The organism is Rhizobium sp. 18055, from assembly GCF_902706285.1.
Lineage (GTDB): Bacteria > Pseudomonadota > Alphaproteobacteria > Rhizobiales > Rhizobiaceae > Rhizobium.
Genome location: NZ_CACSKD010000032.1, coordinates 1 through 13,141, shown reverse-complemented (window position 1 = coordinate 13,141; position 13,141 = coordinate 1). Strand labels below are relative to the sequence as shown.

General features: G+C 57.6%; 12 protein-coding genes and 3 pseudogenes. 10 read left to right on the top strand and 5 right to left on the bottom strand.

The features are described from left to right. A pseudogene (locus tag GVL52_RS27345) lies at positions 1-102 on the top strand (IS5/IS1182 family transposase); the annotation flags it as partial. 96 nt (positions 103-198) lie between these two features. Here GVL52_RS27345 and GVL52_RS27340 read toward each other — a convergent pair. From GVL52_RS27340 to GVL52_RS31030, 3 genes are all read right to left on the bottom strand, one after another. Beyond that, positions 199-864 carry a hypothetical protein gene (locus GVL52_RS27340; RefSeq protein WP_160012559.1) on the bottom strand — a complete coding sequence of 222 codons (666 nt, stop codon included), beginning with the start codon at positions 862-864 and terminating at the stop codon, positions 199-201. A 62-nt stretch (positions 865-926) separates the two neighbouring features. Continuing rightward, positions 927-1,748, bottom strand: coding sequence for a hypothetical protein (locus GVL52_RS27335; protein WP_160012558.1), 822 nt, complete (start codon positions 1,746-1,748; stop codon positions 927-929). A 114-nt stretch (positions 1,749-1,862) separates the two neighbouring features. Beyond that, positions 1,863-2,192 carry a hypothetical protein gene (locus GVL52_RS31030; protein WP_244619312.1) on the bottom strand — a complete coding sequence of 110 codons (330 nt, stop codon included), beginning with the start codon at positions 2,190-2,192 and terminating at the stop codon, positions 1,863-1,865. A gap of 372 nt (positions 2,193-2,564) precedes the next feature. Here GVL52_RS31030 and GVL52_RS27325 point away from each other — a divergent pair. Next, positions 2,565-3,100 (top strand): annotated as a pseudogene (locus GVL52_RS27325) (IS5 family transposase); the annotation flags it as partial. Positions 3,101-3,161: 61 nt separating this feature from the next. Here GVL52_RS27325 and ltrA read toward each other — a convergent pair. After that, positions 3,162-4,985, bottom strand: coding sequence for a group II intron reverse transcriptase/maturase (gene ltrA / locus GVL52_RS27320; protein WP_160012557.1), 1,824 nt, complete (start codon positions 4,983-4,985; stop codon positions 3,162-3,164). 110 nt (positions 4,986-5,095) lie between these two features. Between ltrA and GVL52_RS27315 the strand changes: the two genes are divergently transcribed. From GVL52_RS27315 to GVL52_RS27300, 4 genes and pseudogenes are all read left to right on the top strand, one after another. After that, on the top strand, positions 5,096-5,518 hold the full coding sequence (locus GVL52_RS27315) for a transposase (protein ID WP_160012560.1): 423 nt from the start codon (positions 5,096-5,098) through the stop codon (positions 5,516-5,518). Next, positions 5,499-5,852, top strand: a complete 354-nt coding sequence (gene tnpB, locus GVL52_RS27310) for an IS66 family insertion sequence element accessory protein TnpB (RefSeq protein WP_160012556.1) — start codon at positions 5,499-5,501, stop codon at positions 5,850-5,852. Before GVL52_RS27315 ends, tnpB begins: the two co-directional genes overlap by 20 nt. A gap of 53 nt (positions 5,853-5,905) precedes the next feature. Further along, on the top strand, positions 5,906-7,495 hold the full coding sequence (locus GVL52_RS27305) for an IS66 family transposase (RefSeq protein ID WP_160012555.1): 1,590 nt from the start codon (positions 5,906-5,908) through the stop codon (positions 7,493-7,495). A gap of 78 nt (positions 7,496-7,573) precedes the next feature. Then, positions 7,574-7,822: pseudogene (locus GVL52_RS27300) on the top strand (transposase); the annotation flags it as partial. A 119-nt stretch (positions 7,823-7,941) separates the two neighbouring features. Here the strand turns inward: GVL52_RS27300 and GVL52_RS27295 are convergent. Next, the gene (locus GVL52_RS27295) at positions 7,942-9,150 is read right to left on the bottom strand and encodes an NnrS family protein (protein WP_160012554.1); all 1,209 of its coding nucleotides are present in this window, start codon (positions 9,148-9,150) and stop codon (positions 7,942-7,944) included. 202 nt (positions 9,151-9,352) lie between these two features. On the opposite strand from GVL52_RS27295, the gene nirK reads away from it, so the two are divergent. From nirK to GVL52_RS27275, 4 genes are all read left to right on the top strand, one after another. After that, positions 9,353-10,501, top strand: a complete 1,149-nt coding sequence (nirK, locus tag GVL52_RS27290) for a copper-containing nitrite reductase (protein WP_160012553.1) — start codon at positions 9,353-9,355, stop codon at positions 10,499-10,501. 76 nt (positions 10,502-10,577) lie between these two features. Beyond that, positions 10,578-11,540 carry an SUMF1/EgtB/PvdO family nonheme iron enzyme gene (locus GVL52_RS27285; protein WP_160012552.1) on the top strand — a complete coding sequence of 321 codons (963 nt, stop codon included), beginning with the start codon at positions 10,578-10,580 and terminating at the stop codon, positions 11,538-11,540. Then, a complete protein-coding gene (locus tag GVL52_RS27280) occupies positions 11,530-12,225 on the top strand; it encodes a Crp/Fnr family transcriptional regulator (protein ID WP_160012551.1) in 696 nt (231 codons plus the stop codon). The genes GVL52_RS27285 and GVL52_RS27280 overlap by 11 nt, the downstream gene beginning before the upstream one ends. Before the next feature lie 5 nt (positions 12,226-12,230). Further along, a complete protein-coding gene (locus tag GVL52_RS27275) occupies positions 12,231-12,596 on the top strand; it encodes an Rrf2 family transcriptional regulator (RefSeq protein ID WP_160012550.1) in 366 nt (121 codons plus the stop codon). Positions 12,597-13,141: the final 545 nt, after the last annotated feature.

Genomic DNA, 13,141 nt, shown 5'->3' with positions numbered 1-13,141 from the left:
GCGAAGGACGTCGAAAAATCCATCGCTTCAGCCGAGGCATGGATCATGATCGCCCATATCCGCCTCGTCACCAGACGTCTCGCAAGCTATTGCTACCATTGAACTCTTTTCGAGTCCGACTCTAAGATATCCGTTAGCTTGTTCGAATGATTGATCGCGTACACAGCGATTAGGGCTATACCTTCAACGCCAATTCGCTCAACATCGAAAAAGGGCTGATACATCGACTCTTACCGAGCTGGAATCCGGGTGCTGGGCCAAGAGGGTCGCTGCCGTATCCAGCAGCAGTTCGAATTTCTCCTCTGTCATCGCAGTGCTGCCAGAAGCAAGTGACCGCTCGATTAGCCCACGGGCAGACGTGAACCAGTCTTCAGTCCAGGGGACCAAACCGGCAAAAAGCATCTCGATGCCTTCGTCACGTCGACCTTGACGTTCAAGTGTCTTGAGCACTTCCTTCACGATGGCTGCACCCCACCGCGGCTCGCCCGCGACAAGATCGCGGGATGTCGCCAGTGGGTCGGCGAGCCCGCCGTTCGAGATGACGTCATGAAGAAGCTTGAAAACCCTGCCGACCTCTCGTTGTTCGGGGGATGCCGAACCTTCTAGTAGGTTAGCAGCTCTTTCATAATCGCCGGATCGCCCGGCCTCTCGCCCGTCTACGGTGCGCAGGAGCTGAGAATGAGGGTGCAGGCTTCGCAAAGCAGCGATCACCCTGACCACAAAGGAGGAGCGGCGAGAGTCTATCGCGACCTGCAGAGCATTCTCCAGATCGCGTTCCGAGAGAAGCTCGGGCATCGCCTGTTCAACCAACGCCTGAGCCAGCGCTTCCCGCTCAAGCCCCACGGCTATGCCGGCGATACCCACGAGCTCCGGCGCTCCTGTCCTAGCTAGTATGTCGGATGCCCCGTCGAGGATTTTGCGTGCTTCTACGTGAGCGCCCCCTTCTCGAAAGCGACCAGCCGCATAAGCCATTTTCTCTCTTCCGAAAGCGTGTCATCCTGATCGATGGTGGCTAGTGCTTTGCCAAGGTTCCCCGCGTCCACATGCTCGTGAATTGCCGTGACCTTCGCAATGACCTCTTCGGGAGTGAGCGACTGCGACTGCGAGACCCCGCAGAGTCCAACATCCCCCGCAGACTTAAGGAGGTCGATGTTGACGTTACTTGCGGGCAAGTACTCGCCGATGTCCAAAATTATGTGGCTGCCAGTTTTTTGAGCACTTTCCTCCGCAATTAACATGATAAAGCGCAAGTGCCTGCACCAGATGTCTTCAGCGATTCTGACCGCTGGGTCACCATCGAAGGAAGCATCACAGCGGTAGTGCGCTGCTTCGCCGACGATTACCGATTGACGGACGTCGGACGATGCTAGCAGTTCGCCAAGCGTCTTTGCGGTGAAGTTTGCGGCCTGCTCGATCAATATATTCGACATTGCCTCAGCAACGAAGGGCTCGATCTTCGCATCATCGGCATCGAAGCGGCGAAAGGCCCGATGGGCCCCCTCGCGAACACTTTCGATCATGTCCGAACGGAGTCTTGATCCTGATGGCGGAAGCACAACTCTGACGGAAGACGCCCGCGACTCTCCCTTTCCGTCCACCAGCATCAAGACGTAAGCAGCAATCTCTCCCAACCGGAGGATGCTCTCGCGGCTACCGCAGGCGAATACGTCGGCATTGCCCCAATCGAGCGAGGCCAGCACGTAGTGGAGCAATTCGTTCCTGCCTACTTCAGTTAGTTTATCATCCACTTTCGATTGCTCCTTGGAGATCCTGCCCGGTTTCTCGTATCGAGGAGCGACAGCATAAAGTTGCTCCCGCGCCGCGTGTGGTGGCGCTTGATTTTCAGGCTAGATAAGCGGCCGTCACTCGGCTTCCCTGTCGTGCTTCCTGGCAATCTCTGCCGTAGCTTTCTCGATACCAGGGTAGATCGTGCTGGACTTGATGTTTAACTTGGCGAGCTGCTCTAGTATCTGCGCGTTGTTGCGGATGGTTACACGCAGGACGTTGAGCGAGCTGTAGCCGGTTCGGGAAGTACCGAATCCTTGCCAAAGAGTAGAAAAGCCCCGGAAAGGAACTCCATCGCCTCTGAATTGATCGGCTTCAATCTCCTCTCGATCTTCTGATTTTGTATATTCCAGATATCGGGCCAAGGGGACGCAGCACTTTGCAGTGTTCCCGGCATTTCCTGCCAATCTTCGTCGTTTCCAAGCATTAATACACGTCGCGAATCCTTGCATCGTCGCACAGGCTGTATGCTTGCGACGATGCACCTGCAATCTAATCGCGCGTTACTTCCCGGCAAAGTTGCGATACTTAGATTGCAAAGTTGATCTCTACTGCCGTAAGCAGGGGATCTTCACCTGATATATTCAGGTCACCCGATGAAGAACGAATACAACCTCCCGCATGCCAGCACAAATCGGTCGTCTCACTTGGCTGAAGACGCTGTTACCAGGACATGAGCACTTCCTCGCCGCCGGTCGATGCAGACCCGTGTTAGGCAGTGTCCCCATAAACGGGGTTCATCTTATTGACGGTGTGTGATTCAATCTCCTTGAAAGGAGATTGCCATGCGCCGTCATGAATTGAGCGATGAAGAATGGGCTATCATTGCACCTCTTTTGCCGAACAATAGCCGTGGAATTGAACGTGTCGATGACCGCCGGGTGATCAACGGCATCCTGTGGCGTTTCAGGACTGGTTCGTCTTGGCGAGATGTGCCGGAGCGTTATGGCCCGCGCACGACGCTTTACAATCGGTTCTCCCGATGGCGCAAGGCGGGCGTCTGGGATCGTCTTCTGGACGCCGTTTCAAAGCGTTACGATGGAGACATCGTGATGATCGACAGTTCTTGTGTTCGCGTTCACCAGCATGGTGCCAACGCTAAAAAGGGGGATCTGCCGATCCTTGCATGGGACGTTCGCGCGGCGGCCTGACGACAAAGATCCACGCTCTTGTCGATGCAGATGGCAGACCGGTTCGGCTTGAACTCACCGCCGGCCAAGCCGCCGATGCACCGATGGCTGAAAAACTGTTGAGCGACCTGCGGCCCGGCGCGACGATCCTCGCCGACAAGGCATATGACACCGACGCAATTCGTAAAGGTCCCGGTAGGGACGATGGTTGCCCATCGCCCCCCGGCCAGATCCGTACGTGCGGCACTACCGCATACGGCTCCTATCGGATGTTGTGACGGCGAACCGAGCATCTGGATGCGGATGCAACAGCCGACATGGTGGCAGGTATTTGCGAAGCAGTCTTTGGAAACGATCCCAAGACAGCCGGTGTCGCTGGCTTCGACGCATCAAAGCGTGTCGCCAAGCGCGACCAACTTCCCAGCGGAACCCTCCCAATCTTCTCAGATTGTCGGGCACCGCATGGTAGTTCAAATACCCCTGTAACACCTGCCGTAGCCATCGACCTACTACTGCGATCGGTTCATGGCGTCTTCGCATAAGCGTTTCCCGAATGGCCATCAGCGTCGTGCGCATGCGCTCCTTGATTGTCAGACGGACAATCTTGAAGCCCCCATCATTGCGCCGCCTGCCGCAGCAGTGTGTGAATCCCAGAAAGTCGAAGGTCTCTGGCTTGCGGATACCACGCTCCCGGTAGTTTCGCGCAGCATACCGCCCAAAGCGTATTAGCCGCGTCTTTTCCGGGTGTAGTTGCAAGCCAAACTGAGCGAGACGCTCCCGAAATGCTTGCAGGAAGCGCTGCGCCTCTCCTTCGTACTGGAACCCAATCACGCTGTCGTCGGCATAACGTACAATGATCACGTCGCCTTTAGCGTTTCGGGTACGCCATTGCTGGACCCATAAATCCAATGCGTAATGCAGGTAGATATTCGATAGCACGGGGCTAATTACAGAGCCTTGAGGAGTTCCTCGCGTTGATGCGACGCGGCGGCCATCCTCAATAGTGCCCGCTTTCAACCATTTGTGGATCAGACGTATCAGCCGGCGGTCACCAACTCGATGCGACAGGAAACGAACCATCCACTCGTGATCGATTTCATCGTAAAACGAGCGAATATCCGCGTCCAGTATCCAGTTGATCTTCCGCTTGTCGATCCCAACCCACAAGGCGTCCAGCGCGTCATGCTGTCCCCTTCCTTGCCGGAACCCGTATGAGAAGCCGAGGAAGTCTTGCTCATAGATCGCGTTCAGAACCGTGGTGACGGCCATCTGCACGACTTTTTCTTCCAACGCTGCAATGCCGAGGGGACGGAGTCTTCCGTCATTCTTCGGAATGTAGACCCGTCGGGACGGTTGTGCACGATATGCGCCGGATTGAATCTCCCGGTGTAGTTCGTGCACGCGCCCTTCGAGGATCTTCTCATAATCGTACCACGTCACGCCGTCCACACCGCTCGCCGCTTGCTTGCGAAGCGCATGAAAGCTCTTCACCAATAACGTCGGAGTGATGTGGTGCATCAGCGCCGTGAAACGCGTCTTCGGGTTCCGCTTGGCGGCTTCCCGTACACCGTCGATCCCCATCGAAGCGTGTTTGATCCGGCTCTGCGTCCGGCACGCTGGAGTCTCGAAGGCGTTCCCTCCGATTACACCCCTTTCCTCCATTGCCTCCGCAGGATCATCTCCTTTGTTCGGCAACTTCTGCGGTACTATGGGCGTATCCGACTTCTCATCAGCGTTGACGACTAGATTATGATCAACGACCTTCCCAGTCCCGTCCAGTCCATTTGCACTGGACACTGATGAGATCTCGCTGCTTCCGTATGAAAGACTTCCCGACATGCACAGGGTCTCCGACCGCGCGGGATCGGGGCATGGCTTGCGATTGACGCCATGCACCGTGTTGCCTTCCGCTTCGCTTAACAGCGTCGGCATCCCGAATTGATCATTTCGCGGCTCAATGGCCGGCCTGCCGGTTTCCCCTGTCAACGCTTCGACGCACACCTCGCGATGTGCCCCGCATGACTCGGGGTCAGAGTGATTCGCCACTTCTTCTCCGTATTGAACTTTCATCAACTATCTTTCATCGGCTTTGCAGCCGCACTAAGCGCGAATTTCTATGCGCCTTCTGAAGCGCAGTGCTCTGATGCATGAAGTGTCCACCAAAAATAGGTGGACACCAAATCATGGACGATGCTCCTAAACTGCAAGTGCGGCTTGTTGGCCGCGACGGCCGCCATCGATATGACCCTGCTTCTCGTGATCAGCTCGTCGCAGCGTGTTTAGAACCCGGCGTTTCGGTCTCTCGGCTAGCACGGGAATACGGTGTGAATGCCAATCTCGTTCGTAAGTGGATAAAGAAGGCCCTGGAGCAGCGTCCTTCGCCATCGGTCTCGGCCTTCGTTCCAGTTCAGATTGCTCCAGCTATGCGGCTGGGTTCTGGCGGCGATTTACTGACGAAGAGCGTGGCGGTGGGCAAGCCGTGTCATGCATCCAAGGTGAGCGCACTCCTGCCCAACGGGATCAGCCTGACCGTTGAGTGCGACGATGAGAGTGGACTGATCGCAATCATAGGAGCGTTGGGTCATGTTCAGACTGGGCGCTGATCTGAAGGTCTACCTCCATCGGGAGCCGATCGACTTCCGCGCGGGCATCAACAGCCTCGCGGTCCTTGTGCAGGAGACGATGTCATTGGATCCGTTTGCTCCTGCGGTGTTTGCCTTTTGCAATCGGCGTCGTGACCGGATGAAGCTGTTGTTCTTTGATCGGTCCGGCTTTGTCATGGTGCTGAAGAAGTTGACGGAAGACAGGTTCCGCTGGCCCCGCCGAGAGACTGCGGTGGTGATGCTCTCGACCGAGCAACTGCACTGGATCCTCGACGGCATCGATATCGACGCGATGGTGCGCCATCCGGTGCGGCAATATCAGATCGCCGGCTGAAGATGGCGAATTGAGCTGTTGACGCGCGGGGGCGGTTCAGATTCAAGAATCTGATGACTCGGGTCAGCGAACCAAGCATTGCAGAACTGATGGCGCAGTTGGCGGCAAATGCCGCCGAAATCGCTGCGCTTAAAGCCGAGAAGGAAGCGCTCTCGCAACGGGTCGTCAAGCTGGAAGAGGAGCTGGCGCTCGCACGGCTGCACCGTTTTGCCCCGCGCAGCGAAAAGCACATTGACCGCCTCTTCAACGAAGCAGAAGAAGCCGCGGACGAGAATGATCGTGATTATGGCGACGACGTCGCCGATCTCCCAGATACAGGCCTGCCAGCAGTCGATGGCGCCGCGGGCAAAAAGCGGGGACGCAGGCCTCTGCCGGCAGACCTGCCGCGCGAGCGTGTCGAATACGACCTTGCTGACGATCAGAAGGCTTGCCCGTGCTGCAAAAACCAAATGCATCGCATGGGCGAAGCCGTTAGCGAGCAGCTCCATATCGAGGTCAAGGCAAAGGTTCTGCAGAATGTGCGGTTCAAGTACGCCTGCCGCCATTGCGACCGCACCGGGATCAACACGCCCGTTGTTATCGCGCCTATGCCGACGCAGCCCCTGCCGGGCAGCATTGCCACCGCCTCGACACTGGCTTTCGCGCTCGTCCACAAATACGTAGATGGCACGCCGCTCTACCGCGTGGCTCAGACATTCGAGCGTGCTGGCGTTCCGATCAGCCGTGGCGCTCTTGCGCATTGGGTCATCGGCTCGAGCGAGAAGCATCTATACCGCATCTATGATGCTTTGAAGCTGCGACTACGATCGCAGCCTCTCATTCATGGCGATGAGACCACGGTTCAGGTGCTGAAGGAAAAGAATAAGGAAGCCACCAGCACATCTTACATGTGGGCGTACCGCAGCAGCGAGGACTGTGACGAGCCAGTCGTGCTGCTCGACTACCAGCCCGGCCGCGGCCAGGTTCACCCGCAGGCCTTCCTCGGTGACTTCCGCGGCATATTGGTGAGCGATGGCTACACAGCCTGGCGCACATTGCATGGCGCAACCCATGTCGGATGCATGGCCCATTCCCGGCGGCGCTTCGTCGAGGCCCTCAAAACCCGGAAGAATGGAGGCGGACCGCCGGAACAGGCGCTCCGGTTCTTCGAACAGCTCTATCGGATCGAAAAGCAGGCGCGAGACAGAAAGCCCAACACCGGTGAAACGCAGGCCGATTGCGTTCGCCGCTTCCGGCAACAGCACAGCTTGCCTGTCCTGAACGCACTCAAGTCGTGGCTCGACAATATCGCGCCGAAGGTCGTGCCGGATACCAAGCTCGGTGACGCCGTGTCCTACACCCTGAACCAATGGGACTACCTGACGCGCTACACCAGCGACGGCAGGATGCCGATCGATAACAACATTCTGGAACGCGAGATCAGAGTTTTTGCGACCGGAAGAAAATCGTGGCTGTTCAGCGATACCGCCGACGGCGCAAAGGCCAGCGCTGTGATTTACAGTCTGATGCTGACCTGCCGCGCCTGTGGCGTCGACCCGCTCTCTTGGCTGCGCCACGTCCTCACTGAGTTACCTCAGCGCGAAGAAACTGCCGACATCGGCGACTTACTTCCGTTCCGCTTCTCCAAAACCTCCGCCAATTGATAGGCCCGGATATCGCTTCGCAAAAGGGGCCAGTGCGATTATGCCGCCTACGTCAATGTGCATGGAAAATCGCGCTTACTTCGTAACTTTGCCAAGCAACGCAAGTGCTGGGCGAATATCCCTGCAAAGGCCAATCGAAAGCAGACATTCAGCTTCAACCGCTGGGTCTACCGTCAGCGCAATCTCGTGGAACGGTTCTTCAACCGTATCAAGCAGATGCGAGGCCTCGCGACGCGATACGACCGGCGCGCTGATAATTACATGGCCACCCTCAAGCTTGTCGCGACGAGGATATGGATCGCCTCAACTAATGAGTCCGTGGCCTAGGCAAATCCTGCCGTCCTCAAGGAATGACGTGAAGCCAACCCAACGCCTGAGCATGTAGTAGATCGCCTCTGCGACGACGCGGTTCGCCGAAAGACACGCCCGTGCGCTTCAGATTAGCGTCAGCGGATTGTCAGCGGTTTCCGCCCGATGCACAGCATCCCGGCATGCTCGTACACAAAGAGCGCGAAGGCCGCAGTCCAACCGGCTGCCGCGAGCAGCACAATAACGCTGCCGTAGTTTGGAAGAAGTTCGGCAATAGGCCTTACGAGAGCGACCGCTGCGAGCAAGACGTAGGAAGCGTTTGTTGTCAGACTTGACTTCAGCTTTCGTCCGGTGTGCCCGCGGCTTGCACGCGTCATCACTGCCAGCATCATCAACGACACGCCGCCGATCGCGAAGATATGGATGACTGCAAGCTCCGGCAGTCCCAATGCCTCGAGGGCGATCGCGGCAAAGCCAAGAGGGACGAACGCGAACGCGGCGTGCAGGATGAAGACGATCGGCTCGGGCCACGTCACCCAACCACGCCAACGGACAAGTCGCGCTACGTTAAGCCCGGCAGCAAGCAAGCCAAGCGCGCCGCTTACCAAAGTTGCGGGTGTGAGCGACCAGATAGCAAGCGACATAGCCCCGATGACGATGGTCACAGCGTCAAATCGATTATAGGGAACAGGAAAGTCTGTTCGGCCGAATTGGTTTATCCAATTCCGCGTGAAACTGGGAAGAATTCGGCCGCCCACAATCGTGACTAGCAGGATGTAGGCGCCCAGCCCGAGTCGGATGGAGACGTCCGGGCCGTTGCCGGCGATCGCTTGAATGTGAAACAGGAGGTTGGCAGCCGAAAGTACGACGAGCCCTGCGATGACTTTCAGGTCTTTCCATTTCTTACCCGCCACTACCTCTCGGGCGCACAAGACTAGCATGGCAGGCAGAAAGAGGGCATCAATCGCGGCAGCCGGTGCGACGCCGATCACTCCGGATGAAAGCATCGCAACTCGTCCAGCAGACCAAAGTGCGAATAGACACATGAGTGGTCTGCCAGCGATAGGCAGACGACCTGTCCAGTTGGGAATGGCGGTCAGGAGAAAGCCCGCCAGGATCGCCGGCGCGAACCCAAATAGCATTTCATGGGCATGCCAGTAGAGCGTCCCGTAGTCTGTCGCCACCGGGAGTCCAAGTGTCAGGAAGGCGGCCCATATGTCGATGCTGACGATCGCCCAAATCGCGGCTGCCAGGAAGAACGGCCTGAAACCGTAAGAGAAGATGACGAGGCCTTCACGAGACATTCCGCGTGGAGCGTTAGCGCTGGCGTTCTTTTTCTTCTGCATGATCGTGTCTCCGAAGTTGATCATGCACCAATGCCGTTCTTCGCGGCGCAGGTCGTTGACATTACGCAAACACCCGGCCGGTCACTTTGCGCTGCAGCAAACAGCAAGTTTGCTCCAACTCAAAGAGTTTCCGAAGGGTTTTACTACTCTCTTCTTCGACCGGGCGGGGTTCGCTCGCTCTTCGACTGTAGGAGATAGGGAAATGAACAATACTCTTCAGATGACCCGGCGTACAATGCTGACAGGTGCGGCCGTGGCAGGCGCACTGACGCCCATCCTCGTGGCAGGCACTGCTGCTCACGCGGAAGATGAGCATGCCGCTCCAAAAGGCGGCAAGAACGCGCCGGTCGATATTTCGAAGCTCCCTCGCGAGAAGGTCGAGCTCGTGAAGCCGCCCTTTGTCCACGCCCACGACCAAAAAGCCAAAGGCGGCCCTAAAATCAAGGAGTTCAAGCTTACCATCAAGGAACAGAAGATGGTGCTGGACAAGGAGGGAACCGAGGTTAACGCCATGACTTTCGACGGATCGGTCCCCGGCCCGTTGATGGTCGTCCACCAGGACGATTACGTCGAGCTGACCCTCGTCAATCCCGAAACCAACACGATGCAGCACAACATCGACTTCCATGCTGCCACCGGCGGCCTTGGCGGCGGCGCGCTGACAGTTGTCAACCCAGGCGAAAGCACTGTACTCCGCTTTAAGGCGACGAAGGCCGGGGTTTTCGTTTATCACTGCGCACCTCCCGGAATGGTGCCATGGCACGTTACCTCGGGCATGAACGGCGCGATCATGGTACTGCCCCGCGAAGGCCTGACCGACGGCCACGGCAAGCCGATCGTTTACGACAAGGTCTACTACGTCGGCGAACAGGACTTCTATATCCCTCGCGACGAGAAGGGCAACTTCAAGAAGTACGACAGCCCCGGCGAGGCATATGCGGACACTGTCGAGGTCATGAAGAAGCTCGTCCCCACGCACATCGTCTTCAACGGTGCGGTCGGCGCTCTGACCGGGGAAAACGCAATGACCGCCAAGGTCGGCGAGACGGTGCTGATCATCCACTCGCAGGCTAACCGCGATACCCGACCCCATCTGATCGGCGGGCACGGCGAGTACGTTTGGGCGACCGGCAAGTTCGCAAACGTTCCGGACGTAGACCAGGAAACCTGGTTCATTCCGGGCGGGACGGCCGGTGCTGCCGTCTACACCTTCGCGCAACCCGGCATCTACGCGTACGTCAATCATAACCTGATTGAAGCGTTCGAGCTCGGTGCGGCGGGTCACTTCAAGGTCACCGGCGACTGGAACGACGACCTTATGACGTCGGTTAAAGCGCCTTCGGGAGCCTAACATTCAGTGGTGTGGTGCGCGGTGTTAACCGCGCACCAACCTGTTTTTGACGAGAGGCGCGCTCTGCGTTTGAGCCATGATTGGCAAGACTGGAACTGATAAGATCTCGGGTATTTCGATCGCCATCCCGCTGGCGCTGCTCGTGGCCTTGTCGGCAGCGGTTGCGGTCGAAACAGGCTTCGTCCCCTTTGAGGACGCGGTTCCGAAGCTTGAAGAGCCGGAGTCGGTTGTGGTAGCACCGAGGACGTTCGCCTATCGGGACTCGGCAGAGTACTTCCGCAAGGGTTTGGCAGTGGACGCGCCTCTCAATAAAGTTGACGTCCGAACGCCTCTGCAAATCATGAAATTCCAAACGACCCGCAGCGAATACCGTCGTTGCGTCGATGAGGGTGAATGCATCCCCGCGGACGAGCCAGAGGGTGGAGCGACGGCCGAAATGCCTCTGACGGGAGTCAGCTATGACGACGCAGTTCGTTATGCTACCTGGCTGTCGAAGCGGACGGGGCGAACCTGGAGGTTGCCTACTGACTTCGAGCTCGCAAATGCTGCCAACGACCGCTTCCCAGACGACGCACTGGGAGTTGCCGACGACGAGAAGAACCCGGCGGTGCGATGGCTCGCCGACTACGAGCGAGAAGCACGCCGAGCCGCTTCGGTGAATCCTCGCCCTCAGCCGCAAGGTTCGTTTGGCGTCAGCAAGACCGGGCTTGTCGATTTTGGTGGCAATATTTGGGAGTGGACGTCGACTTGCAACACTCGAGTTGATCTTGATCAAGGTAAGGCTAAAGAAAAGCCGTCAAGTTTGGACTGCGGCATCTTCATTGCTTCCGGAAAGCACCGCGCGCCAATGAGCAGTTTCGTCCGCAACCCCAAGGGAGGCGGATGCTCGGTGGGGGCGCCACCGGATAATCTGGGATTCAGGCTTGTCCGTCAGTCGACGCTCATCGAAGGCGTCACGGACTTCGCAAGAAAAGCCGCGGCCGATCTCATCGCCCGGCCGAAACAGGCGCACATGGAGACAGGCACCAATGAAGGTTGATCGCGCAGTCCTGAAGTCGCTGCCGCTGTTCGAGCGCATGACGGATCCCGATCTGGATTCAATGCTCGAACACGCGACGCCTCGCAGGGTCGCTCAAGGCGACGCAGTCTTCGAGCAGGGCGGAAATGCCAAGTCGTTCTTTCTGCTCATTCATGGGAGGCTCAAGGTCACGCAGGTGACCCACGACGGACAGCAGATCATCGTGCGGATGGTTCATCCTGGCGACCTCTTCGGCTTTGCAATGGCTCTGCGCCGCAACGACTACCCCGGCACCGCCCGAGCGGCAGCCGAAAGCCTTATCATCGGCTGGCCCACGGAAATGTGGTCGCGGTTTGTCGAGCAGAACCCCCGATTGGCGATGACCGCGATGCAGACGATCGGACAGCGTCTCGAAGAGGCCCATACCCGCATCCGCGAGATGTCCACTGAAGAAGTGGAGAAGCGCGTAGCTCACGCAGTCTTGCGCCTATCGAAGCAGGCAGGAAAGGCCGTCGAGGCCGGCATCCGAATCGACTTTCCTATATCACGACAGGACATCGCTGAGATGACCGGCACCACTCTTCACACCGTGTCCCGAATCCTCAGCGCATGGGAATCGAAAGGTATCGTCCAAGGCGGACGCCAGAAGCTTACAGTGACAGACCCTCCGCGGCTCTTGAAGCTTGCAGAGGGCGAACTGGACTGACTGATATGTCCGTGCTGTTGGACCTTGGTATTCGACTTTTGGTGCTGGCCGCCGATCGAGCGCCTGACAAGCTGACAATTCGCGAGACGGCCGAGATCTGTGCCGCCTCGCATGCCCATTTGGCCAAGGCCGCTAACCGGCTTGTCAAAGGCGGCTTCCTCTGTAGCTTAAGGGGAAGACGTGGCGGTCTGAAACTCGCATTGCCCCCCGAAGCGATCGACCTCGGCGCCGTGGTCCAGTCCTTGCTCGGTTCCCAGCCGGCGTGTCATGTTCGCGACGAGGTCCTCGTAGGCTGGCGGCGGGTCCAGGAGGAGGCGGCATCAGCCTATATCCGTCATCTCGCGGAGAGGACTCTTTCCGACATCCTTTGATCAGACGGAATCGTCTTCGTTCCGGATTCTTCCAACGCTTTTCGGCCCGCGATTAGCCGGAAGCTTATGAACGGGTTCCACAATATCGATCGCGAATTCGTCTGCCACGTAGGGACGTGTCAGTACCCAAGGTCAACACCGCCCTTCCCGCGTTCGGGAGGGTCGAACTACTCGCCACCGTAACGATCAGGAAAGAGTTTTCCGTTCGGATTGGTCGCGAAGCAGTCCACGATGTCGCTATTCTCTTCGAACATGTCGGAGTGAAACCGCTGGGGCAGCGAAACAGGCGATTTTCGTGACAGAAGTACTCCGCACCAAGCTTGCCAAGTGACAGCTTAGCACAGAGAGCGATTTGATAAGGCCATCTCCGATTGATCCCGTTTTGAATGAGTTCACTTTCACAAACGGAGCGGCGGTGTGAATAGCCCCTAGATTTGTAGACGCCTTCTCCCCTAAACTTGAGGCAGGAGGCCTATATGGGCAAAGGCAATTTCACAGAAGAGTTCAAACGTGACGCGGTGCGTCAGATCACTGAGCGGGGCTAT